Annotated in this window: 24 protein-coding genes and 1 tRNA gene; 8 read left to right on the top strand and 17 right to left on the bottom strand. The window is 59.1% G+C overall.

Features of this window, described 5'->3' with window-relative positions; genetic code table 11:
* The first annotated feature begins 77 nt into the window (after positions 1–77).
* Positions 78–752, top strand: a complete 675-nt coding sequence (locus PPTH39_RS21800; RefSeq protein ID WP_095003338.1) for a histidine phosphatase family protein — start codon at positions 78–80, stop codon at positions 750–752.
* Positions 753–940: 188 nt separating this feature from the next.
* On the top strand, positions 941–1,162 hold the full coding sequence (locus tag PPTH39_RS21795) for a YgdI/YgdR family lipoprotein (protein ID WP_130872451.1): 222 nt from the start codon (positions 941–943) through the stop codon (positions 1,160–1,162).
* A 44-nt stretch (positions 1,163–1,206) separates the two neighbouring features.
* Here PPTH39_RS21795 and PPTH39_RS21790 read toward each other — a convergent pair whose 3' ends face one another.
* The 3 genes from PPTH39_RS21790 to PPTH39_RS21780 are packed head-to-tail and all read right to left on the bottom strand — an operon-like array spanning position 1,207 to position 3,973.
* Positions 1,207–2,499 (bottom strand): NAD(P)/FAD-dependent oxidoreductase, encoded by a 1,293-nt coding sequence (locus tag PPTH39_RS21790; RefSeq protein WP_130872450.1) that lies wholly within the window; start codon positions 2,497–2,499, stop codon positions 1,207–1,209.
* Complete coding sequence (locus tag PPTH39_RS21785) at positions 2,496–3,152, bottom strand: amino acid ABC transporter permease (protein ID WP_095003335.1); 657 nt, start codon at positions 3,150–3,152, stop codon at positions 2,496–2,498. Before PPTH39_RS21785 ends, PPTH39_RS21790 begins: the two co-directional genes overlap by 4 nt.
* Before the next feature lie 59 nt (positions 3,153–3,211).
* On the bottom strand, positions 3,212–3,973 hold the full coding sequence (locus PPTH39_RS21780; RefSeq protein WP_095018695.1) for an ABC transporter substrate-binding protein: 762 nt from the start codon (positions 3,971–3,973) through the stop codon (positions 3,212–3,214).
* A gap of 171 nt (positions 3,974–4,144) precedes the next feature.
* On the opposite strand from PPTH39_RS21780, the gene PPTH39_RS21775 reads away from it, so the two are divergent.
* Positions 4,145–4,921 (top strand): IclR family transcriptional regulator, encoded by a 777-nt coding sequence (locus PPTH39_RS21775; RefSeq protein ID WP_095003333.1) that lies wholly within the window; start codon positions 4,145–4,147, stop codon positions 4,919–4,921.
* A gap of 133 nt (positions 4,922–5,054) precedes the next feature.
* On the opposite strand, the gene PPTH39_RS21770 is transcribed toward PPTH39_RS21775, so the two are convergent.
* From PPTH39_RS21770 to punC, 8 genes are all read right to left on the bottom strand, one after another.
* A complete protein-coding gene (locus tag PPTH39_RS21770) occupies positions 5,055–6,068 on the bottom strand; it encodes an AraC family transcriptional regulator (RefSeq protein WP_095018694.1) in 1,014 nt (337 codons plus the stop codon).
* A gap of 127 nt (positions 6,069–6,195) precedes the next feature.
* The gene (locus PPTH39_RS21765) at positions 6,196–7,233 is read right to left on the bottom strand and encodes a Rieske 2Fe-2S domain-containing protein (RefSeq protein ID WP_095003331.1); all 1,038 of its coding nucleotides are present in this window, start codon (positions 7,231–7,233) and stop codon (positions 6,196–6,198) included.
* Positions 7,234–7,441: 208 nt separating this feature from the next.
* On the bottom strand, positions 7,442–8,275 hold the full coding sequence (locus PPTH39_RS21760) for an SDR family NAD(P)-dependent oxidoreductase (protein WP_095003330.1): 834 nt from the start codon (positions 8,273–8,275) through the stop codon (positions 7,442–7,444).
* Between the two features lie 16 nt (positions 8,276–8,291).
* Positions 8,292–9,059: an SDR family oxidoreductase gene (locus PPTH39_RS21755; RefSeq protein ID WP_095003329.1), complete on the bottom strand. Its 768-nt coding sequence runs from the start codon at positions 9,057–9,059 to the stop codon at positions 8,292–8,294.
* Positions 9,060–9,149: 90 nt separating this feature from the next.
* Positions 9,150–10,394: a helix-turn-helix transcriptional regulator gene (locus tag PPTH39_RS21750; RefSeq protein ID WP_370688638.1), complete on the bottom strand. Its 1,245-nt coding sequence runs from the start codon at positions 10,392–10,394 to the stop codon at positions 9,150–9,152.
* A 155-nt stretch (positions 10,395–10,549) separates the two neighbouring features.
* A complete protein-coding gene (locus tag PPTH39_RS21745) occupies positions 10,550–12,976 on the bottom strand; it encodes an efflux RND transporter permease subunit (protein ID WP_130872449.1) in 2,427 nt (808 codons plus the stop codon).
* A complete protein-coding gene (locus PPTH39_RS21740; RefSeq protein ID WP_095023740.1) occupies positions 12,973–13,950 on the bottom strand; it encodes a WD40/YVTN/BNR-like repeat-containing protein in 978 nt (325 codons plus the stop codon). The genes PPTH39_RS21745 and PPTH39_RS21740 overlap by 4 nt, the downstream gene beginning before the upstream one ends.
* 261 nt (positions 13,951–14,211) lie before the next feature.
* On the bottom strand, positions 14,212–15,393 hold the full coding sequence (punC, locus tag PPTH39_RS21735) for a purine nucleoside transporter PunC (protein ID WP_095026752.1): 1,182 nt from the start codon (positions 15,391–15,393) through the stop codon (positions 14,212–14,214).
* 119 nt (positions 15,394–15,512) lie between these two features.
* On the opposite strand from punC, the gene punR reads away from it, so the two are divergent.
* The gene (punR, locus tag PPTH39_RS21730) at positions 15,513–16,472 is read left to right on the top strand and encodes a DNA-binding transcriptional activator PunR (protein WP_095020703.1); all 960 of its coding nucleotides are present in this window, start codon (positions 15,513–15,515) and stop codon (positions 16,470–16,472) included.
* Here punR and PPTH39_RS21725 read toward each other — a convergent pair.
* Together PPTH39_RS21725 and PPTH39_RS21720 are read right to left on the bottom strand one after the other, a co-directional pair.
* A complete protein-coding gene (locus PPTH39_RS21725) occupies positions 16,408–17,019 on the bottom strand; it encodes a LysE family translocator (protein ID WP_095020704.1) in 612 nt (203 codons plus the stop codon). The genes punR and PPTH39_RS21725 overlap by 65 nt on opposite strands.
* Positions 17,020–17,247: 228 nt before the next feature.
* Entirely contained in the window at positions 17,248–17,784 is a 537-nt protein-coding gene (locus PPTH39_RS21720) for a DUF4174 domain-containing protein (RefSeq protein ID WP_095018690.1), read from the bottom strand.
* Between the two features lie 226 nt (positions 17,785–18,010).
* Between PPTH39_RS21720 and PPTH39_RS21715 the strand changes: the two genes are divergently transcribed.
* The 3 genes from PPTH39_RS21715 to PPTH39_RS21705 all read left to right on the top strand — a co-directional run bounded on the left by PPTH39_RS21715 (position 18,011) and on the right by PPTH39_RS21705 (position 19,913).
* Complete coding sequence (locus PPTH39_RS21715) at positions 18,011–18,550, top strand: DUF3455 domain-containing protein (RefSeq protein WP_095025410.1); 540 nt, start codon at positions 18,011–18,013, stop codon at positions 18,548–18,550.
* Between the two features lie 77 nt (positions 18,551–18,627).
* Positions 18,628–19,194, top strand: a complete 567-nt coding sequence (locus PPTH39_RS21710) for a sigma-70 family RNA polymerase sigma factor (protein WP_095018709.1) — start codon at positions 18,628–18,630, stop codon at positions 19,192–19,194.
* Positions 19,191–19,913 carry an anti-sigma factor gene (locus PPTH39_RS21705; protein WP_095020706.1) on the top strand — a complete coding sequence of 241 codons (723 nt, stop codon included), beginning with the start codon at positions 19,191–19,193 and terminating at the stop codon, positions 19,911–19,913. The genes PPTH39_RS21710 and PPTH39_RS21705 overlap by 4 nt, the downstream gene beginning before the upstream one ends.
* On the opposite strand, the gene PPTH39_RS21700 is transcribed toward PPTH39_RS21705, so the two are convergent.
* Entirely contained in the window at positions 19,900–20,496 is a 597-nt protein-coding gene (locus PPTH39_RS21700; RefSeq protein WP_095003319.1) for a DedA family protein, read from the bottom strand. The two genes, PPTH39_RS21705 and PPTH39_RS21700, sit on opposite strands and share 14 nt — an antisense overlap.
* Positions 20,497–20,542: 46 nt before the next feature.
* On the bottom strand, positions 20,543–21,589 hold the full coding sequence (locus PPTH39_RS21695; RefSeq protein WP_095020707.1) for an EamA family transporter: 1,047 nt from the start codon (positions 21,587–21,589) through the stop codon (positions 20,543–20,545).
* 291 nt (positions 21,590–21,880) lie between these two features.
* Between PPTH39_RS21695 and PPTH39_RS21690 the strand changes: the two genes are divergently transcribed.
* Positions 21,881–21,967 (top strand) — tRNA-Leu (locus PPTH39_RS21690).
* Positions 21,968–22,164: 197 nt separating this feature from the next.
* On the opposite strand, the gene PPTH39_RS21685 is transcribed toward PPTH39_RS21690, so the two are convergent.
* Both PPTH39_RS21685 and PPTH39_RS21680 read right to left on the bottom strand, forming a co-directional pair.
* Entirely contained in the window at positions 22,165–22,593 is a 429-nt protein-coding gene (locus PPTH39_RS21685; protein WP_095018645.1) for a MarR family winged helix-turn-helix transcriptional regulator, read from the bottom strand.
* Positions 22,590–23,015 (bottom strand): SRPBCC family protein, encoded by a 426-nt coding sequence (locus tag PPTH39_RS21680; protein WP_095018644.1) that lies wholly within the window; start codon positions 23,013–23,015, stop codon positions 22,590–22,592. Before PPTH39_RS21680 ends, PPTH39_RS21685 begins: the two co-directional genes overlap by 4 nt.
* Positions 23,016–23,050: the final 35 nt, after the last annotated feature.

Here is a 23,050-nt window from a genome sequence, read left to right as displayed (position 1 = left end):
ACAAGGATCAACACAGGGGCTGCCATGCCCACTGTGCCAGGCCAGTCAGCCTTAACAGATGTATGCAGAAGAATCCCATGACCCAGTCTGTTTGGATTAAACCTCGACTCAAGCCCTATGCATTGGCGGCTATCCCGCTGTTACTGATTGCCGGCGCTGTTGCGCTGGCGGTACATGCGGATGACGTCTTTGCCCAGCCGGTAGACGGTGTGCAAACCCTGGTGTTTTTACGCCATGCGGAAAAACCCGCCGATGGCCTCGGCCAGCTCACCTGCCAGGGACTGAACCGCGCGATTGACCTGGCCACCCTGTTGCCTCAGCGCTATGGCAAGGCTGACTACGTGTTTGCAGCCAACCCTTCGCGCCAGGTTGAAGAAGGCGCCAATGATGATGCCTACAGCTACGTACGGCCGTTGATGACCATCAACCCGAGCGCCATCAAACTGGGCTTGCCGATCAATCTGGAGTATTCGGCCAACGATACCCGCCAACTGGCCAAAGAGCTGACCGACGACCAGTATCACAGCTCAACGATCTACACCGCCTGGTCCCATGGCTACTTGCCGGAACTGATCAATAGCGTCGCCAGTCAGGCGCTGGGCAAGAAGACCTCGTTGACCGAAGACTGGTCCGGTGGCGACTTTGACTCGTTGTATGTGTTGACCCTGACCTGGAAAGACGGCAAGGCCAGCCTGCTCAGTCGCGTCGACAAACAGGACCTCAATAATGGCTCCAGGGCGTGCCCGACCTGATCTGATCCACCCGCACCGGGATCACGGCGCGGTGGCGGCGCGGTTGAATTTTTCAGCACAAATGCCGATCATCCGGCGCACTCTCGGCAAAAAACGCTGTCAGATGCCACACTGACTTTCCAGCGCTGGCTGCTCGAACAACCTCGGCGCGACCCATCTCCAACTTGCGAACAGCTCAAGGTACATGCATGAAGATCAAGGTTACCGGTTTACCCCTGCTGATAGTGGCCTTGCTGGGCCTGGCAGGCTGCGCGACCCCGAGCGTTGTGACCCTGCAAAACGGCACGCAATACCTGACCAAGGACCTGCCCACTACCACCAACAAGGATGGCTTCTATGAGTTCGTCGATATAGCAGGCAAGCACATAAAGGTCAGGGCCGATGATGTATCAACGATCAAGGCGGATTGAAGATCAGCGGCAAGCGCCAAGGCTGTTGACGCTTGCCCCTGCTTTTACCCGTTCAGGGCATCCAGCAACCGGTAGTAACTGATACCCGCCGCCACATACAGGCGCTGCAAGCTGTGGAAGGGAATTCTGCGCATCGGCGTGACAGGGAACGGGAAGTCATTGCTGGCCCCCGAAACTCGCGCCGCCAGATGCTTGCCCAAGGTTGTCGCCATCGCAATGCCGCGGCCGTTGTAGCCCATCAGGATCGACAGGCCTGGCTGCGGCTCATGCAACTGTGGCAACACACTATGATTGAGCGCCACACGCCCGCTCCAGCGGTATTCGATCGCCACGCCTGCCAACTGCGGAAACACGCTGATCAATGAGCGTTCAAGGTGTGCCCAGTCTTCGGCACGCCGCGGTTCGGCAAACGGCCCGCGCCCACCCAGCAGTACACGCCCCTGGGCATCCTGCTTGAAGTACAGCAGCAGGCGCCGCGCATCGGAGCACACTTCCCCGCCCGGCAAAATGGTTTTGCGCAGCTCCGGCGACAGTGGTCGGGTGGCAATCAGGAAACTGTTGGCCGCCAGCACGGTTTGCCGCAGCCCTGGCCACAAGCCATCGGTATAGCCATTGGTAGCCAGCACCACACGCTCGGCCGTCACGCTATGACCTTGTGCGGTGGTCAGTTGCCACTGCGTGCCGATGCGGCGCAAGTCCGTCACCTGGCTATCGCTGTGAATCATCACGCCACGCCCCAGTGCCGACCTGGCCAGGCCGCGAGCATAGTTAAGCGGATGCAAACTGCCAGCCCGCGGGTCAACCCAGCCACCCACGTAATTGTGCGTACCGATGCGCTGGCATACGGTGTCACTGTCCAGCAACTCGGCGGCTACACCGCGCTGTTGCCACTGGCGGGCACGACCCTCCAGAGTCTTCATCGTCGCGCTGGAAAAGGCCGGCTGAATCCAGCCCTTGCGCGTGGCATCACACGCAATGCCGTATTCGCGAATCAGCGAAAACACTTCATCTGCGGCACCGCCGCAGGCTTCGATAATTTTCTCGCCACGCTCAGCGCCAAAACGCTCAAGCAACTGATCGGGGTCGTATTTGAGGCCGGGGATGACCTGCCCGCCGTTGCGCCCCGAAGCGCCCCAACCCGGCTCACCCGCATCCAGCACACAGACACTGACACCCGACTCTGCCAGGCGCAGTGCAGTCACCAGCCCCGTGTACCCGGCACCGACAATCGCCACGTCCACCCGCTTGTTTTCCGCCAGTGCCTGGGTCAGAGCCGCGGGGCGCGCCGTAGCGGACCAGAGGGAAGGTGGCAAGATCAATTTCGAGGGTGCTTTCATGTACGCCTCCGCAGCGCAAAGCGGCCTTCCAGACGACGCAAGCCATAGGACAGCGGCAAGCTCATCGACAGATAGAGCAACGCAACCAGGGTGTAGACCGTCATGTTTTCAAAGGTCGAAGACGCAATCAGTTGCCCTTGGCGGGTCATTTCCGCCACGGTGATGGTCGACACCAGCGAGGAGTCCTTGAGCATCATCACCAGCGTGTTGCCATAGGGCGGCAAGGCAATGCGAAATGCCTGGGGCAGCACAATCCGGCGCATGATCAGCAGACCGCGCATGCCAAACGACTCGGCGGCTTCGATCTGGCCCAGGTCGATGGCCTGGATCCCCGCGCGGAAGTTCTCGGCCTGATAGGCCGAATAGGCAATGCCCAGACCGATCACGCCAGCCTGCATGGCACTGAGCTGGATACCGAAGTCGGGCAACACAAAATAGATATAAAACAGCTGCACGATGATCGGCAGCCCGCGAATCACATTGACCACGCCGATGGCGAACAAGGCGATGGCGCGAATCTTGGAAACCATCATCAGCGCAAACAGCAAGCCAATCACTGAACTGAGCAGGAACGAACCTGCAGTGACCTGCACAGTGACCACTGCGCCTTTGAGCAGAATTGGAAGAAAGTCCAACGCGTCCTGGAGAAACATAAACTACCTGCGCACCGCTACAAGAAGTGACCCGCCGCAACACGGGGGCCACAGGATCATCAGTTCAGTTGCCACTTCTCGATGATGCGTTGCAGCGAGCCGTCGGCCTTGATGGCGGCAATGCCCTTGTTGACCTGCGCCAGCTTCTCGGCATCGCCCTGGCGCATCACCAGGCATACGTCGCCCATCACCACCGGCACATAGGTGCTCGACAGTTTTACGTCCGGGTTTTTACCCTGGGCCAACTGGTAGGCGATGATCGGGCGATCACCGAATGCCGCCTTGATACGGCCCAGCTTGAGGTCCCGCATCAGGTCAGGAATGGAGTCGTAGCTGCGCACTTCCTTGAAGCCGCCGTGTTTGTTCAGCGCATCGAGAAAGACCGTACCAACCTGGGCGCCGACCACTTCACCGGCCAGGTCATCCATGGTTTTGTATTCTTTAGGGTCGTCAGATTTGACGATCAGGCCTTCGCCGTAGCTGAAAATCGGATCGGAATACTGCACAACCTTTTCACGCTCTGGGGTTTTGAGCATGGCGGCGGAAATCAGGTCGATCTTGTTGGTGGTCAACGAAGGGATCAGAGCCGCAAAGGTGGTTTGCTGGATCTCGGTGTCGAACCCGCCAGCCTTGCCCACCGCCTCGGCCGCATCGACCATCATGCCCTGGATTTTCCCGCTCTTGATATCGAGGAAGGTGAACGGGATGCCCGTTGCTGTCGCCCCGACCTTATAGACAGGCTCTGCAACAGCGCTGGCTGATCCAATCAACCCGGCAGCCATTGCGCATACCAGCGTCAGCACTTGAAAAGGTTTGTGCATAGCGAATCTCCCTGTGGTCGCTTTTATTGTTGCGATACGGCACTCAACAACCCCTGCAGCCTCTGGTGCAAAATGCCGCCATCGACTATAACCAATTTACTTAAATCGTAAAGAGATTTATAAGTATCGCATATCGATACTTATAGGCCTGAAACAAGCCAAGGATGCGCCATGAGCGATAACAACAACCCTCTTTTCAACCAGTCACTGGAAAAGGGCCTGGCCGTACTTCGCGGTTTCGGCGCGGCGCGGCGCACCATGACCCTGGCAGATATAGCGTTGGTGGCAGGCATCAGCAAAAGCTCGGCCCAACGCATGGTGCATACCCTTGAAGAACTCGGGTATGTACGCAAACACCCGCAAAGCCGGCGCTTCCAGTTAACGCCCAAAGTTATGGAGATCGGCTACAACTATCTGGCCGCCGATATATTGGTAGATGTGGCAAACCCCTACTTGGCCGAGCTCAACCAGATCACCGGCGAGACGGTCAACCTGACCGAGCCCGACGGACTGGACATGGTTTACGTGTCACGTTTCGTCGCACCGAAATTTATCCCGATCCATATGCCTATCGGCAGCCGTATCCCGATGTACTGCACAGGTGGCGGGCGTGCTTACCTGAGTGGCCTGGCAGATGATGAAATCCGTGGTGTGCTGCAAGACAGCCAGCTGATCGAACTGACACGCCATACAATTACCGATGCCGACGCCATATTTGAACGGGTGCAGATCAGCCGCAAACAGGGTTATGCCACCAACAAGGAAGAAATGTTTCTGGGTGACATGACCATTGCCGCGCCGATTTTCAACAGTAACGGCCTGCCGGTCGCGGCGGTGCATGTGGTGGTGCCCAGCAGCCGCTGGAGCATGGAAGAAGCCGAAGAAAAACTGGCCTCTACAGTGATTCAGTGCGCCCGCGGGATCAGCAACTCGATCAGGACGCTGTAGCCCGTATATACGACGACTGTGGGAGCGAGCCTGCTCGCGAAGGTCGTTCGCGAGCAGGCTCGTTCCCACAAAAAGGCTTGATCGGCAACAGAGTCTCTTCAGGGGACAGAAGAGTCAGAGGCGCCAATGGTTTTCAAACCGCGCCCAAAATTAACCCGCGGTAATGCCCGGGGTTGGTCCCCGACCATTTGCGAAAGGCCTTGTAGAATGAGCTGGTATCGGCAAAGCCCAGGCGCTGGGCAATGTCGGCATAGCTGTGCTCAGGCTCGGCCAGCCAGCCGATTGCCAGCTCCTTGCGCACACTGTCCTTGAGCCCCTGAAAGGTTTGCCCTTCGTCCGCCAGGCGACGGCGCAAGGTCGATGCCGACATACACAGACTCTGCGCCATGCCCTGGGTCTCGGGCCACTGCACGGCCGGCAACTGGCGCAGATTCTGTTTTATCTGACTGGCCAGGCTTTGCGGGTCGCGGTACTTGACCAGAATATTGGCCGGTGCTTCGGCCAAAAACCGTTTCAACTCCTGATCGCTGCGCTTGATCGGTGCATCCAGGCAATCAGCGGCAAAAATCATCCGCGTGCGTGGCCGCTCAAAACGCAGGTTCTCGGAGAACATCACTTCGTAGTCTTCGCAGTAATCGGGCGCAGCACAACGCAGCTCAATGGCCAGAATCGGAATCCTGCGCCCGGCCAGCCAGCAGGCCACACCGTGCACGATCATCCAGTAGGCAAAGTAGGTAAAGCCACGGCTGGCCTGTTGCTCAGGCTCGTGCAGGACAATCTCGGCCACGCTTTGCTGACGCACCAGGCGTGCAGGCAAACGCTCCAGCATCAACGACAGAAACCCCAGTACCACCTCCAGACCCCGGGCCAGGGTTGGCTGCGCCATGGCCGAACGGCACATGAACTCCAGGCTGCCGGCCCGCAACTTGCGCGGGTCCATGCCAAAAAATTCGTCGTCCAGGCGCCGCGCCAGCAACCGCCACATCCGCGCATAGACCATGGCCGGTACACGGGCATCCGGCTGGTCAAGCAACTCGCGCGCGATGCCGACCTTGTGCAGCACTTCATCCGTGGCACTGCCCGGCGCACAGCTTTGCAGCAGCGCCTCACGCACCAGATGAATGGAGATGGTGTCCTTGTTCAGCATTGGCCCTGTTCCATGCCCGATGACGTATCGATGACGGCCATCTTAAGCAGCACGGATCAAAAAGCCAGCAGTAACTTGCCGCTGGACAGGCAGCGCCAGCGGCGCGGCCCGTGGCTCAGGCAATCAATCAGCGGTTATCCACCGTGGTGATTTCACGACGCTCGGCCATGCTTGCCGGCACGCCCTCTTCGTCGGTGAAAAACTGTTGGTACCACTCGCGTAGCTGATAGACCGGACCATCGCCCTCGGCCAGCACCGGGTTGTTGATGCGCACCTTGTGCGTCCAGATATCAACGTCCTGATAGAACGAGTCGCGGTTACGCTGCACATAATCCACGGCCAGCGCTTCGTTCTGTTCATGGGTCCAGCCCGGCACTTTTTTCACCATGCAGCCAAAACGCAGTTCAAAGCTGTTGGGGCCGATCGGCACGTGGCAATTGAGCAGGATGGACTTTATTTCCAGCCCTTCAAACACCGCGCTCATGCGTGTCAGGTGCGTCGCGGGGCCGTAATAGGCCGACTCGGCCACCAGGTCACCGCCCAGCCGCTCGGAGTCGCCATGGAAGATCTGCTGAGCAATATGCCCCTCGAACACATTGTGGAAGTACTTGGTCGGCGTGCCATGTACCGGACCGAAATGCTGGGCGTCCACCAGGTTGTCGACCAGCTCGCGCGGGTTGGTGTCGATGATCAGCTTGTCCATATGCCAGCTGTGCAGCCACTCATCGCTGTCCAGCTCAGGTAGATGGGGGATCACCACATCTTCGGCGGGCGGCTTGCCTTCAGGGTTGTTCCACACAAACAGCAGATTGTTGACCTCGCAGGTCTGCCAGGCACGGGTTTTGGCCTTGGGCGGAATGCGCTTGCAGTAAGGGATCTCGACACACTTGCCGCTGGCTTCGTACTGCCAGTGGTGAAAGGGGCAGACCACACGGTCGTTTTCGATAGTGCCCTGGGACAGGTCGGCGCCCATATGCGGGCAATGGGCGTCGAGCACACTGATCTCGCCCTTTGACGTGGCAAATGCCAGCAGTCGCGAGCCGAACACATTCAGGGTATGCAGCTTGCCATCACGGTACTCGTCTGCCTCGCCCAGGCAATGCCAGCCGCGACCATAGCGGGGCGACAAAGCATTCTCGACGTGGATGTGTGCGAGTTTAGTCATTTTTATTATTCCTCAGGTTAAGGGCCAGGGCGCTTTACCCGATGATCTTCACCGAGGTTCGGGGTGGGCTCATCGTTCAGATGGACTAGAGGGGCTGCCCTCACCCCAACCCTCTCCCGCAGGGAGAGGGAGCTGGTTAGCGGTGATCTTTGGGCCGCGTGCGGTCAGCCCCCTCTCCCCCTGGGAGAGGGACAGGGTGAGGGAGCGCTTAGCGCCAATCCTCGACAATCCCGTGTTCACGGGCAAACGGCTGGCAGTGGATGGTCTTGCGCTGGTGATCAACCGCCCCTTCATGGGTGGCCAGCCACAGCATCACCGCTGCTGGTACCTCTGGCGGCGCAGAGCCTGCACGCAGGGCAATGACGCCTTTGTCACCAATGGTGGCGCGCAATGCGTCAGTGGTCACCACACCCGGGTTGAGGGTGTAGGCACGAATCCCCTGCTCCCCCAGTTCCACCGACAATATGCCCGACAGCCTCGACACTGCCGCCTTGCCCGCACCATAGGCGTAACCCCAGCCGCCCTTGCCCGCTGCCACCGGCGGATCGGTTTCTCCAGCACCGGAGGTGACGTTGATCACCACACCGCCGCCCTGCTCGAGCATCTGGCTGACCACCGCCCGGGTCAGCAAGAACGGTGTCATCACATAGCCCTGAAAGACTCGCTCCAGGGTCTCGGGCTGCAACTGCATAAAAGGTACATTCAGATCGCTGCCCTGGTAGATGGCATTGTTGACCAGTACATCCACCCGGCCATATTCGGTAAACACAGCCTGGCTGGCGGCCAGTACCGACTCACTGTCGAGCAGGTCCATGGGCACCACCAGCGCCTTGCGTCCCAGCTCACGGATTGCCGCTGCGGTGGCATTCAAACTGCCGGGCAGCGGCGTGCCATCCGGGTTGCGCAAGCCGTGGGCATGGCTTTGACCTTCGTCCAGGCTGCGCGCACTGATGGCCAGATCAAAACCTGCACGGGCAAAGGCCAGCGCGGTTGCACGACCAATGCCGCGACTGGCGCCGGTAATAAATGCCACTTTGTTCATAAAAGCCCCTTAGCGGTCAGAAACGCTGTGTACGCACCATTGCGTCCATGCCGCCGTCGACAAACACTACGCTGCCGGTCATGAAACTGGCCTGCGCCGATTGCACAAAAGCCACAACCCGGGCCAGTTCTTCAGGAGTGCCCGAGCGCCCCAGTGGTGCGACAAACTCACGTACGGCCTTGCCAAACCGCGCATCGTCCTTGGCCGCCTGATGCAGCGGAGTTTCCACCGCGCCCGGTGCAACCACGTTCAAACGGATACCTTGCGGGGCCCATTGCACCGCCTTGCGCCGCGCGGCACAGGTCACCGCATACTTGGAACCGGCATAGGCCTGGTGCGTCTGACCCAGGGCATTGGCCAGTTCCAACGCCTTCGCCTCGTCACCGGCGAGCATCGCGGCAACCATTGGTTCCTGCTCGGCACCCGAATGGGTGGCCGCCACTGAACCGATCACCAGTGCAGCCGGGTTCTCCCCCTTGGCCAGCGCATCGGCCAGGCCATCAAGCAGTTCACTGACGCCAAAGTAGTTAACCGCCAGCACGATGCCGCTGGAAGGTGCGGTCACCCCGATCCCGGCGCAGCACACCAGCCCGTCGAGCACCCCGCCGCATTGCTCAAGCACCTGCGCCACTGCCGCCTGGCGCCCGGCACGGGTCGAAAGGTCAGCGACCACTTCGGCATTGCCACGGTCAATTCCGATTATCCGGTGGCCCGCAGCTCGTAATTGCGCGCACACGGCGGCGCCGATCCCGGAAGCGGAACCGCTGACAGCAGTAACTGGCATAAGACTTTCCTTGATGATGCAGGCGCAGGCGGCCTGGCTGACGAAAAACCGGCGGTGGCGCAAACACCCTCGCCGGCGGGCATAAAATCCTTAAGCGCTTTTACGAACCGGACGCGCCAGTTGTGGCGCCGGCACCACCACGGACTCAGCCGCTCGCAAGGCGCACTTGGGCTTTCCCAACGCGACCACGCTGTTCAGCAAAATCCTCACCAGCTCGGTCTGGCGGCGCACACCGGTCTTGGAGAAGATCGAACGCAAATGCGCCCGCGCGGTGTTGCGCCGGATATTCAGGTTTTCCGCCGCTTCCTCCAGGGACAAGCCGTTGGCCAGTTCCATCGCCAGCGCCGTCTCGGCCTTGGTCAGGTTGAACAGTTGTTTGGTCACCACTTCACTGGCCAGCGATTTGCCTACCGAGTCGCGGATATAGATCACTGCCGCCGGCTTGCTCTTGCCTTCGGCCCACTCCAGCGACGGAATGGCCTCGACCACCAGCCCCAGGCTGACCTGACCCGAAGGTCGGGTCACGGACATCGCATCGGCTGTCGCCCCGCCCTCACGCACTTCCTGGCTGAAAGCGTGCTTGACCAGGCGTTGCAGCTCGCGGTTGTCGCTGGGGTAAGTGGCTTCCAGCCTGCCCCCCACCAACTTGAGTCCATCAGCGTTCTTGAGGATTTCTTCGGCCACCGGGTTGAGGCGCAGAACCTTGCCGGTTTCGTCGAGCACGATGGTCGCCACCGACAGGCGGCTGATGGCCTGGGCGTACAACTCGCTCATGGACTCGCTGCGATCGAGCAGGTTGTGCAGATGCAGGGCGCGGCGCAAATGCGGCAGAAAACTGCTGCACAGGGCACGCTCGGCACTGGAGAAAGCCGGGGAAGACTTTGGCCGGGTGATGCGAAACCGCAGCTTGCCGCCATCGGGCGTGGAAATGTCGGCGCCCATCACGTGATAGACATTCTGCGGACCGCAGTAGGCCTTGAAATAGGCCGACTGCACCCACTCGCTCTCGCTCATCAGGTCTTCGACGGTAAATACCTGGTCCAGCGCCTGCCCGACAAAGGGGGTATTGGTTTGCGGATAGGTTTGATAGGTCAGCTCGCCCTCGCCTTCGATATCTCCGGCAACGATCATCAAGCCCAGATCGGGCTGATCGGGCACTCGCAGGATCAGGGTGGCGTAGTTGGCCCGGAACATGCCACGCACGGTACACAAGGTACGACCCATTATTTTGGGGTCCAGGGCACCGTCATAAAAGCTGCCGACCATCTGATCGTAATCGGCCAGTTCAAGCCCCAGACCGGCCAGGGTCTGGTGATTCAAGGTCACTGTATCCACGGACTTATCCTCGCTTCGGGCCAGGTTCATGACCGGCCCTTTTTATTGTTCTTATGACTAGCGGCTAACCTTTGCACCACATCCGTAAAGCTGTGCAAAAGCGACTCAGTGTGTCTGTATGCCTGCCGTCATACAAGCCCGGCAAGCTGTCTGCTTCAGCGGTTTGAAGAGTCCTTCGCAGCAACGCTCGGCTTGAGCGGATAATGCCCGGCGGTCGCTTGCGCCGGGCGGGTTTTGACCTTGACCAACGGTCGTGCCAAATTGAACCAGGCCGCCAGCGCCGGTAGCAAAAAGATTGCGCCGAGCACGTTGACGAGAAACATGAAGGACAGCAGTACACCCATATCAGCCTGGAACTTCAGGGGAGCAAAGGCCCAGGTACACACGCCGATGGACATGGTCAGCGCCGTAAACACCGCCGCCGTACCCCGTTGGCACATGGCCTGGTAGAACGCCGTGCGCAGATCCTTGCCGTCAGCCATTTCATGGGCAATCCGCTCGTACAGATAGATCCCGTAATCGACTCCCACCCCCACACCCAGTGCCATCACTGGCAGGGTCGCGACTTTCAGGCCGATGCCCAGGGTCGCCATCAGGGCGTTGCACAGGATCGCGACGATGGCCAGCGGCACCAGAATGCACAGCACCGCGCGCAATGAACCAAAGGTCAGCCAGCAGAACAGCGCCACCGAACCGAACAGCGCCGCGAGCATCACCACCTCGGCCTGCTTGACCGCTTCGTTGGACGCCGCCATCACCCCCACGTTGCCACCGGCCAGCAGAAACTCCACGTTTGGCCCTTGCAAGCCGCCGATGATGCGTTGGGTTTCGTCCACTACATGGCTCACGGTCGACCCTTCGTGATCGGTGAGGAACACCAGGATCTGCATGCGCTGGCAGCCTTCGGTCACCAGGCCGTCGTCCGGCATGTAAGCGCGAGAGCCCTGGCTCAGGCCGCGCTCGGAACCGGGGATCGCCGACCAGCGCGGGTTGCCTTCGTTATTGCCGGCAATCACGGCTTTACCCATGCCTGCCACGCTCTGCACTGACTGCACACCCGCCACGCTGCGGATCTGGAAGTCGAATGATTCAATGGCGCGCATCACTTGCGGCGCCAGGCAACCTTCTTCGATGCCCTTGACCTGCACGAACACCGACATCACATCCAGGCCAATCGAATAACTGTTGATGATCTTCTGGTTGTCCTGGTTGTAGCGCGAATCGGCGCGCAGCTCCGGCGCACCCACGCCGATATCGCCCACTGCCAGATCCCGGGCCTTCCAGGCACCGACACCGAGCAGCAGCAGGCTGACCACAAACACCGCCAGCGCCGGTTTTGGCTCGGCCAGCGCCGACAGCCGCCACCACAGCGCGTGCTTGCCCTGCACCTTGAGCCCTTGGGCCATCGCCCCCGGCTCAAGCTTGAGATACGACAGGATGATCGGCAGCATCAGCTTGTTGGTGATGATCATCAGCATCACCCCGATGCATGCGGTCACGCCCAGTTCATGCACGATGGGAATGTCGATCAGCATGATGACGCCGAAACCCAGGGCGTTCATCAGCAACGCCAGCGAACCCGGGATGAAGATCTTGCAAAAAGCGCCGTGCGCAGCCTGCACCGCAGAGCTGCCCGCCAGTACATCCTGTTTCCAGGCATTGGTCATTTGCACCGCATGGGAGACGCCGATCGAGAAGATCAGAAACGGCACCAGAATCGACATCGGATCGATCCCCAGCCCCAGCAACGGCAGCAACCCCAACAGCCAGACCACCGGCAGCAGCGCCACGGCCAGCGCAACCACCGTAAGGCGCCATGAGCGTGAATAGACCCACAGCATCAACGCGGTGATGACAAAGGCAATCACAAAAAAGCCGATGACCGTCGTCAGGCCTTCAACCACGTCCCCCACCAGCTTGGCGAAGCCGACGATGTTGATCTCGATATCATCATTGCTGTACTTGGCACGGATATCTTCCAGCCGCTGGGCCACCTCGGCATAGGACACCGATTTGCCGGTTTGCGGGTTCATGTCCTGCAGGTCGGCGCGCACCATCGACGAGGTCAGATCATTGGCCACCAGACGCCCGACCTGTCCGGAGCGGGCGACGTTGTTGCGGGCCTGGGACAAGTCTTCGACCGTGCCGGTAAAGCGCGGTGGCATCACCACATCGCCGAAAAAACCGTCCTCGGTGATTTCGATATAGCGCACATTGGCGGTGAACAGCGACGTCACACTGGCACGGCTCACACCATTGATAAAAAACACGTCATCCGTGACTTTGCGCAGGGTTTCCAGGTACTGGCGGTTATAGATATCGCCTTCGCCTTTCCACTTCACACTGACCAGAAAACGGTTGGCCCCCGTGAAGTACTGGCTGAAGTTGAGAAAGTTGACCATAAAGGCATTGCGCACCGGGATCTGCTTGTTAAAGCCCGGGTCCAGTTGCGTGTGTGTGGCGCTGTAACCCAGGGCCAGGGTCAATAATACAAACAGCGCCAACAGGCTCTTGCGCCAGACGATCAGCAAGTCGGCAATACGCTCGACCGTGCGATTTACAACACTGTTTTCACTGCTCACCGGGCACCTCCAAGGGCAGCAACACCGCCATCAGTCCCCTGGAACACACCGCGCTCGCCGCCTACCAGCAGCCGTGAGCCCACCATTACCGCCGAAGTCAAAGTACCCAGCCCCGGCAAGCGCGTAGCGCTGACCAGTTCACCCTTGCCGTCCAGGCGTACTACCGAGCTGCCAGCACCGACAATCAGCAGGCCACCGTCGTTGGGCAATAGGACATGGCCGTAGAGCGGCAATTGATTGCCGACTTTTACCGGTTCCCAGGTCTGGCCGAAGTCCTGACTGACAAACACATGGCCGCGCATGCCATAGGTCACCCAACGATCGGGGCTCAGGCGTACCACACCAAACAGCGAGCCGTTATAGAACGGCTCGAGCTTGTGCCAGCTGTGCCCGGCATCGTCGCTGCGCAGCACCAGCCCTTGCTCGCCGACCACCATGCGGCGACCGTCTGTTCCGCCATCCATGCCATTGAGGTGAGCGCTATCCACCTCCAGCGGCTGGGCTTGCCAGGTGCGACCGTCATCCCCGGACTGGTAAAATTTGCCGAAACTGCCGAACGCCAGGACACGATTGCCGCCGGCACTCCAGATGCCCAGCAAAGGCTCGGCGATTTCGCCGTCGAAGCGCACTTCTGACCAGTTGGCGCCTTCATCTTCGGAGCGCACAATCCAGCCATCATGGCCGACCGCCAGCAGGCTTTTATCCGGCAGCGCCACCAGTGCGGTAAGGGTCAGATCACGCTGCGGCTTGACCGTCGCTGGCTGCCACGAGCCCCCCTGATCGTCGCTGAGCAAAATATTGCCGCGCTCGCCGACGGCTACCACCCGCTTATCCAGATACAACATACCGTTGATTTGCAGACGATCGGGCCGCAACTGGGCCGAAGCGACATCGGAGGCATGACGTGGAGAGAAGGTAAACGCGATGGTGACAGCGACGATCAGGCAAACCAGATAGCCAATTATTGAGCGCATGGTCGATGCCTCGCTGCACGATTCAGTTGCTGGGCAGAGTTCATGCAGCCAGTCCTCTTTTTATTATCGTGGATGCTCTGGCTGCCTCCTCGGCGAGGCGTCCAGAACCTTCCTTCGATAATCGGACTGGTGAGTCACAGGCACATCGTCCAAATGGCCTAGCTGGAATGGGGGGTGCAAGCGTATAGCCGGATTTGACTGACGCGCCGGATTGATATCCGGCGCTTTCGTTGAGCTGAAATCACCGGGGCGACCTGCCCCTCAAGACGCCACTAATGCCTGCGCCTTCACCTTGCGTCGCTGAATAAAATACCCCAGCACCGCCAGCGGCGCCGTAGCCAGCATTACTTCAACCGTGATTTGCAGCGGCTGGCTGATAAAGGTCGACACCAGCAGGCTGCCCAAAAAGCACAACCCAAGCTGCAATGTATTTTGCAAACCCGCCGCCTTGCCTGAGTTCTCCGAAAATGGCATCAGTGCGCTCGCGACAACAATCGGATAACTCGCACCGTTAACCAGCGCCATCAAACAAAACGGGATCAGCAAGGTGGTCAGCGTCGGCACGGTCTGGGTCGCAACCCCATACAGCCCGACCATGCTTGCGCAGTAAGCCACCAGCAACCAGGGTAACAACGCCCGCCCACTGATCCGCTGCAACGCGCTGCGACAGCTGTAACCACCCACCATAAATGCCACAGTAGGCAGCGCGTAGCTCAAACCGATATCGCTTGGGCTATAACCCATATCGCCCAAAATAAAGGGTGAGGCCGTCAACCAGGCGAAAAAGCTGGCCGAACATGCGGCGAAGATCATGACGTTGCCACTGAATTTAGCCGTGCACAGCAGGTGCCAATAGCTCACCCCGGTTTTAACTGCCTTTGGCGCCACACGGGGTTTTTCCTTGAGCAGCAACGTGGGTACGATCAGTAACACCGCCAGGCCCAGCAATACCGCAAAAATCGCTTGCCAGCCCAGGTGACTCAGTACCACGGCCCCCAGCAAAGGAGCCAGTGCCGGTGACAGTCCCATCAGCGGCATGATCCCGGCAAACACGCGGTTGGCCTGGTCAGGCGGGTATCGGTCGATGACCAGCGCCTGCCAGGTTACTGCCGCCGCGCAAATGCCGATGGCCTGAATAAACCGCAGGCTCAACAGCAGCACACTGTCCTGCACCCAGAACATGCCCGCGCACCCCAGGGCAAACAGCGACAACCCCGCCAACAACACCGGTTTGCGCCCCAGGCGGTCCGATAACGGCCCCCAGAGCAACTGGCCGATCGCGAACCCGGCCAGAAAGATGCTCAGGCTCGCGCCCACCGCACCGGCTGAAAGCCCCAGTTCACTGCGCAACGTGCCAAATGCCGGTAAGTACATATCCATTGCCAGGTAGCCCAGCATGCTGAGCCCGGCGAGATAACAGGTAAAACCAAAAGTGTTTTTCATGTGCACCCAAAAACTTGCCATCAAACAATTTGTTGACTGCCGCGCATTATCCAGCTGAGGATTTGCTTGTGAAGCGATAATAATTGCCAACTGGCATCGAATTTTTTGAAGGCAAACCCATGTGGTCTGAATACTCCCTGGATGTAATTGATGCAGTCGCCCGCCACGGCAGTTTCAGTGGCGCAGCCCAGGAACTGCACCGCGTTCCCTCCGCCGTCAGCTACACCGTGCGCCAACTGGAGCAATGGCTGGCGGTACCGCTGTTTGTACGTCGTCACCGGGATGTGGAACTCACGCCTGCCGGGCGGATGTTTGTCAAAGAAGCCCGCGACGTCATGAAAAAAATGCTCGGCACCCGCCGCCTTTGCCAGCAGGTTGCCAATGGCTGGAGCGGCCAGTTGCGGGTGGCCGTGGATTCAATCATCAAAAAACCGCGCTGCCAGCAGATGGTCATCGACTTCTACCGGCATTTCCCCGACGTGGAACTGATTGTTCAATACGAGGTGTACAACGGTGTGTGGGATGCCTTGGTAGACGGCCGCACCGATCTGGTTATCGGAGCCACCCGTGCAGTGCCAGTGGCGGGGAGCTTTGCCTTTCGCGACATGGGTTTTCTGCACTGGCTGTGCGTCGCCAGCCCGCGGCATCCGCTGGCGTCCATTGGCGGATTGCTGGGTGATGAGCACCTGCGCCCCTACCCTGCACTGTGCATGGATGACACTTCACGCAGCCTGCCCAAACGGGACACCTGGACCCTGGATAACCAGCGCCGCATGATGGTGCCCGACTGGGCTTCGGGGCTGGCCTGTTTGAGCGACGGTCTGTGTGTCGGCATGGTGCCCGCCCATCTGGCCCAGCCACTGATCGACCAGGGCCAACTGCTTGCGCTGAGCCTGCAGCGACCCTTTCCGGCCAGCCCTTCGTGCATTGCCTGGGCACAGAACAACCATTCCCCGGCCATGAGCTGGCTATTGGAGTACCTGGGTGACACCGCCACCCTGAGCCAGGAATGGCTCAATGAACATCAAACAGAATCGGATACAGCGACACCACCAGCAGAATCGCCATCGTCAGGTTGAATGCCAGCAGCCACTTGGGCCGGGTCAGCACATTGCGCAACGCACTGCCGCAACCGGCCCACACGCAGACACTGGGCAAGTTGATGATGGCGAAGACCAGCGCGATGACAAACACGTTGGCGATATAACCCTGAGACGGCGTGTAGGTGGTGATTGCACCAATGGCCATCACCCAGGCCTTGGGATTGACCCATTGAAACGCCGCCGCGCCCCAGAAGCCCAGTGGCCTGCCCTGGGCCGCACCCGACTCGGACACCGGCCCCGAAGTGGCGACTTTCCACGCCAGATACAGCAAGTACGCCGCCCCCAGATAACGCAAAACGGTGTAGGCCATGGGCACGGCCTTGAATACACCCCCCAACCCCAATCCAACCGCAAGCACCAGGAACATAAAGCCGAAGCTGATGCCCAGAGCATGGGGGATGGTGCGCCTGAAGCCGAAGTTGACCCCCGATGCCAGCAGCATGGTGTTGTTGGGGCCGGGGGTGATGGACGACACAAAGGCAAAGAGTGCGAAGGCAGAAATCAGTTCGAGGGAAAACGGCATCTTGTTATCCGGCAGTCTGGTGAGCGGTGTGTTCACACTATCGGATTACCGAGCCGGAATTGCGCTACAGATGGCCATTATTTTGACCACACACATTTGCCCGATCAAATGATTTGACTGCGCAATTTTCACATCACTTTCACATCGCTGCGCCTAGATTGGATCCACTCCTTTAGTGAATCCCATTTAGGCCCGCTTCCCCCAGCGGGCCTTTTTTTTGGCTGGTGTTCAGTCATCCAGGGTCTGAGCCGCTTTTGCCGGTTTGGCGGGCTTTGTCGATTTGCCAGCGGCTGCGCCCTTGGCCGGCGTCTCCACCGCAACCGGTGCCTGGGTTTCCTTTTCGGCAGCGGGCAAGGCATCGATGGTTTTAAACAGCTCGGCCAGGTCAACATCCCCCACTGTCTCGACTTTCTTTTCCCCATCCTTGCCGATCAGGATCACTTTGGCCTTGTCGATAATCATCCCCGGCTTGAGCCCGCGAATCAGCGACATGGTGCTCTGGGGTTCAAGGTCCTTGCCATCGCGTTTGCCTGTAATGCCCACAATCGTATAGAGCACCATATTGCGCTGGTCAAAAGCCTGCTTGTTGGCCGGATCTTCAAGGGCTTTTTTGAGGTTGACCAGGGTTGGGTCGGCATCTGCACGGGCGACCACTACCAGCGGGCGAAACTTGCCGCGGTCCTGTTCAAGCGGGCTTGGAACTTCAACGGCCTGCACCGTGCCTGCAACCAGCACAGAAGCAAGGATCAATAAACGGATAAACATCCAGATCTCCTTTTATTATCGGACCGGCTTCGCGAACGTGCTGCCAATGCCTTGAAACCCTTGGCGTTGAGCCTGTATTCCCAAGCTTAGGCCAAGGGATCCGTCACGCAACCGGGTTCCCGGACTTTGCCTTTCAAGTTTATTTTTTGCAACTGCATCCAAATCCTCCTGCTGCGGGTAGTACCCGTAACAGCAGCGTGCTGTTATCCCATCAGGAGATCGGAACATGAACGCAAAACCTTTGATCAGCCATGCCAGCCTGACACTTGCCGCCATGCTGCTGGTGGCAGCCCAGGGCGCCTGGGCACAGTCGAATTTACCCGAAAACATTAGAGTTCCCGACGGCCACAAGATGGCAATGACAACAGTTGGTGTAGGCGAAATCACATATGAGTGCAAAGAAAAAGCCAGCACTCCAGGCGAAATGGAGTGGTTTTTTGTAGGCCCAAAAGCTCAGCTCAATGACACAACTGGTAAACAAGTTGGTAGCTACTTTGGCCCGCCCGCGACCTGGCAAGCCCTGGACGGTTCCAGAGTCACCGGCACCCAGCTCGCAGTGGCCCCTGCCGGGGCTGGCAACCTGCCCTATCAACTGGTCAAGGCCAATCCTGCAGAGGGCAAAGGTGCTATGAACGGTGTGAGTTACATCCAGCGTGTGGCACTGAAGGGCGGTGCGGCACCTGCCAGCGCCTGCACAGCCGCCAACAAGGGCCAGCGACAAGTAGTGCCATACCAGGCCGATTACATTTTCTGGGCCAGCCGCTAATGCGTTACATCGTCTACGCTGCTTCGATGGAGACCGGGCAATGACCGGAGATGTCCCATCTGCAACGGCGGAACACAGTGACACTACCTGAGCCACTATTTGACTATGAAGCCTGCCTGCTGGCCTGCGCCCGCGGCGAGCAGCAGGCGCTGGTGGCCCTGTATGCCCAGGAAAGCGCGCGCTTGCTGGGGGTAGCCAAACGCATTGCCCGCGACAGCGCACTGGCTGAGGACATCGTGCATGACGCTTTTATCAAAATCTGGATGCGCGCCGCCAGCTTCGATCCCGGGCGCGGTTCTGCACGAGGCTGGATTTTCAGCCTGACCCGGCATCTGGCCCTGAACTGCAGGCGCGACACTCGCCTGGAAATTCAAGTCAGCGAAAGCAGCGAACTGGCCTTGCAACCTCTGGCCACTCTCGACGGGCGCCACCAGACGCAGGACCCACTGCAATGGCCGGATGGCTGCGAGCGCATATACGGCTGCCTTGAGCAACTCGACCCGGCCCGACGCTCCTGCATTGTGCATGCCTATGTTGACGGCTATACCCATGCAGAAATTGCAAACAAACTGGACACCCCTCTGGGCACCGTAAAAGCCTGGATCAAACGCAGCCTGAGCGCCTTGCGCGAGTGCATGGGATGACTTTTACACCTGACAATAGCGACCCGGCCGATCTCGATGCCTTGGCGGGCGAATACGTGCTGGGCACGCTCAATGGGCAACAACGGCGTGCGCTTGAGCAACGCCTGCCCCATGAGCCTGATCTGCAGGCCGCAGTCGATCGCTGGGAAGCGCGACTGTTGCCCCTCAACGACCTTGCCCCGGCGCAACAGCCTTCAGAGCAGCTGTGGCCGAGAATCGAGCGCAGCCTGAACGCCCTGAATGTCCCAGCCCTGCCAACACAGGCCCGTACTGGTTGGTGGAACCTTCTGCCATTGTGGCGCGGCCTGACGGCCGCAGGCCTGGCCGCAACGCTGACACTGGGCGTGGCATTGTGGTCCGTGACCCCAGCCATCTCACCGCCCGCCTATGTGGTGGTTCTGGTGGCACCACAAAGTCAGGCACCCGGCTGGGTCATCCAGGCCAACGATCGTGAACACATCCAGCTGATCCCCCTTGGCGTCGCGCAAGTGCCCGGCGACAAGGCCCTGGAGTTCTGGACCAAGGCCGACGACTGGGCCGGGCCGGTGTCCCTGGGGCTGGTCAAGCCGGGACAAGTGCTGTCACTGCCACTGGATCGCCTGCCGCCGCTGTCGCCCAATCAACTTTTCGAGCTGACCCTGGAAGGCCCCAACGGTTCGACAACAGGCAAGCCGACAGGGCCGATCCAGTTTATTGGCCGGGCTGTCAAAGTGATTTGACCGCTTTGGTTTTCGCCCTGGTTTTCGCCCTGTAGTGACGGGCAACGGCCACCACCACCATCAATGCGACCACGCCCAGGGCAATCGGCAAGCGATAGGGCTTAAGGTCGCCCAGTACGCCTTCGAGAAACTCCCCGGCCCAATAGCCGCCACTGGCAAACAGCGTTGCCCACACGGCCGCGCCCACGGCATTGATGCAGAGAAACTTCAATGGCGAGACCTTGCTGGCACCGATCACCATGGGCCCGATCAGGCGCATGCCATACAAAAACCGCACCGAAAAAATGGACACCGTCGGATACTGGCCAATCAACTGCGTCACGCGATCAATAGCGGCCTGCTGTTTGTGCAGGCGGGGCAACAGGCGAGCACCGAAATAACGCCCGAGCCAGAACAACAACTGATCACCCAGCATCCCCGCCAGACTGGCATAACCAATCACCGGCAACAGCTTGAGGACATGCTGGTGTGCCGCCATCCCCCCGAGGATCAGAATGGTTTCACCTTCGAGCAAACAGCCGATAAAAATGGCCAGGTAACCATACGTTGCCAGCAGGTAATTGAAGTCAATATGTTCAAACATGCGCGATCCATAGCTCCATTGAAATCAGGGTTTAAAACGCAATGGCTCAGTGCCGGTGGCGATGATGGATATCCGGGAAATGCGGATGGTTATGGCTGATGACCGAATGCTGATGTGCATGACTGTGAGCCTTGCCCGCAGGAATATCTGCGGCATGCTCATGCTGGTGATGTTCATCGTGGGTATGGCGATGGGAGTGCTCCAGCGGCTGATGTAAATGCTCATGCTCATGGCGCTCGGTCAGATGCAGCCAGACCCCGACAATCATGCAGCCAGCAGCCAGCCAGAACAGCAGCGATACCGACTCGCCCAGCAGCACAATGGAAATTGCCGCCCCCAGAAAAGGTGCCGTTGAAAAGTACGCCCCGGTGCGCGCCGCCCCCAGGCCGCGTAATGCCAGGACAAACAGCACCAAGCTGACACCGTAGCCCAGGAAACCGATCAGCAGGGTCGGGCTCAGTACCCCAAACGACGGAACCTTTGCCCCCAAAGCCAATGCAATCGCACAGTTCACCAACCCCGCGAAAAGGCCCTTGGCGCCCGCGATATACAGCGCATCAGAAGCAGATACCTTGCGCGTCAGATTGTTATCGACCGCCCAACAGAAACAGGCAAACCCCACCGCCAATGGCCCAAGCCAGGAAAGCGACACCGCCGCAGATGCCCCGGATGGCCAGGACAACACAACGCCGCCGGCAATGATTGCCAGCATCCCCAGCACGATTCGCCGGTCTGCGTTCTCCTTGAACACCACCCAGGCCAGCAGTGCCGTGAGCACTGGTTCAAGATTCAACATCAACGAAGCCGTCGCCCCGCTGGTGAGGGTCAAAGCGAACATCAACGCCACGGGGCCCAGGATCCCGCCAAATACAATTGCGCCGAGCAGCCAGGGCCATTCACCGGCACCCAGACCCGAGGGCTTCCAGCCCCGATCGCGTACACAGCGCACCAACAGCAAACCCAAGCCACTGCCCAGGTACAACAGCCCGGCCAGCATCACCGGCGATACCTCGGTACCCAGCAGCTTGGCCAATGGCGTACTGGCCCCGAACAGCGCTGCCGCTGCCAATGCGTAAATCACACTCGTATTCATCACGCCCACTCATGTCCCAGCTGTGCAAGCAGCCTAGCCTACTCGGGAATACGCGCCGCAACAGCGCTGCAAATACCCTCAACACAGCGGGGACACCCCCGGCGTGGTGCATATATCTATGATTTTTCGACGGTTTTACCCAGGCACGGAGAAAAAAAATGTACCACAATGGACACTATCGACCTTGCCTCATGAGCGCAGGCTCTATATATTCGTCCACCTGTTGCGCAGGCTCTTGAGTACTTTCTTTGTTAAAGCACCTTCCTTCGTGACCCGCTTTATAGCGCTACCGCCCGAATGGCGAAATTGGTAGACGCATGGGACTTAAAATCCCCCGTTCGTAAGGACGTGCCGGTTCGATTCCGGCTTCGGGCACCAAACAAATCAAGGGCTTGCATGCGATTCGCGTGCAGGCCCTTTGTTTTTTCACCGCAAAAAAACAGACCGCTCCGCGATTCTGTTTTTTACCCCTTCTCTGTCTTCCTGCCAAAACGGGCGTCATTCTCCTGCGCAAACACAAAGCCCAGCACTAGGCCGGGCTCGGGGGTTATCACACCTGATTTCCAGACAGGTAATCAGGTGTTGCGCGTTAGAAAGAACTCTTTGTCGAAGCCTTCAACAATCGGCATAGCAGCACGCAATCGTCGGTGGCCCTCTTCGCTAAGTGACACCAGATTTGCGCGATGATCTTGCGGGTTCACTTGCTTTTCAATAAGCCCGTCCTTACCCAGGCGGGATATGATTTGCGAAATATGCATGCGATCCATACCGGTAAAACTGGCGATTCCATGCTGAGTCACCTGCTCGCCCTCTCTAGTCAGCCAACCACTTACAGCCAGGATAGCGAACTGTGGCTGGGTAAGCCCCAAGGGCTTCAAGCGGACATTAAGTTGACGCTGCCAGTCCAAAAAGTCGCGCCAGAGTCTGAATCCAGGGCTGTCGCTTGGCCCCGCGAAGGCAGAACCACTCCAGTTCTCCTCGACGCCGTCCTTGCTCACACTCATAGGGAGCTTGCCCGGGCTTCACTGGACTTCTTAAGCCCCTGCATCGTATTGGGTAACGCTGCCTGGATGGATCTACCTATCAGGTATCGAAACAGAAAGCTCAATGGCCCGGAGAATTCAACCCAGTGAGTTGCGACAGTGCCCCCCTCTTTTTCCGTGAGCAGGTGCCCGAATTCCATGCGACATAACGGCAAACGGCTTTGCGCCGAAAACGACTTTTCTTCGGTCATCTCAACAATCTGAATGCCAGCCTTGGGCCCTACCCTGGGTTTAAGCCAACCTTTGGCTCCCAACTTGAGACCGCCAGGCAAGCTGGCACTACTCACTTCTGGGTCCCAGTCAGCCCACCGTCCCGCATCCCTATACAAGCGGAACACTTGCGCGGGGGTCGATCTGATTTCAATAGACTCTTTGATTTCCATGGCCTTTGCCTTGCGTCTGTAGGGTCAAAATAATT

This window comes from Pseudomonas bubulae, from assembly GCF_900618535.1.
GTDB classification, from domain to species: Bacteria; Pseudomonadota; Gammaproteobacteria; order Pseudomonadales; family Pseudomonadaceae; genus Aquipseudomonas; species Aquipseudomonas bubulae.
Note: the sequence above shows the minus strand (reverse complement) of the source record. Positions and strands in the feature narration are given on the sequence as shown.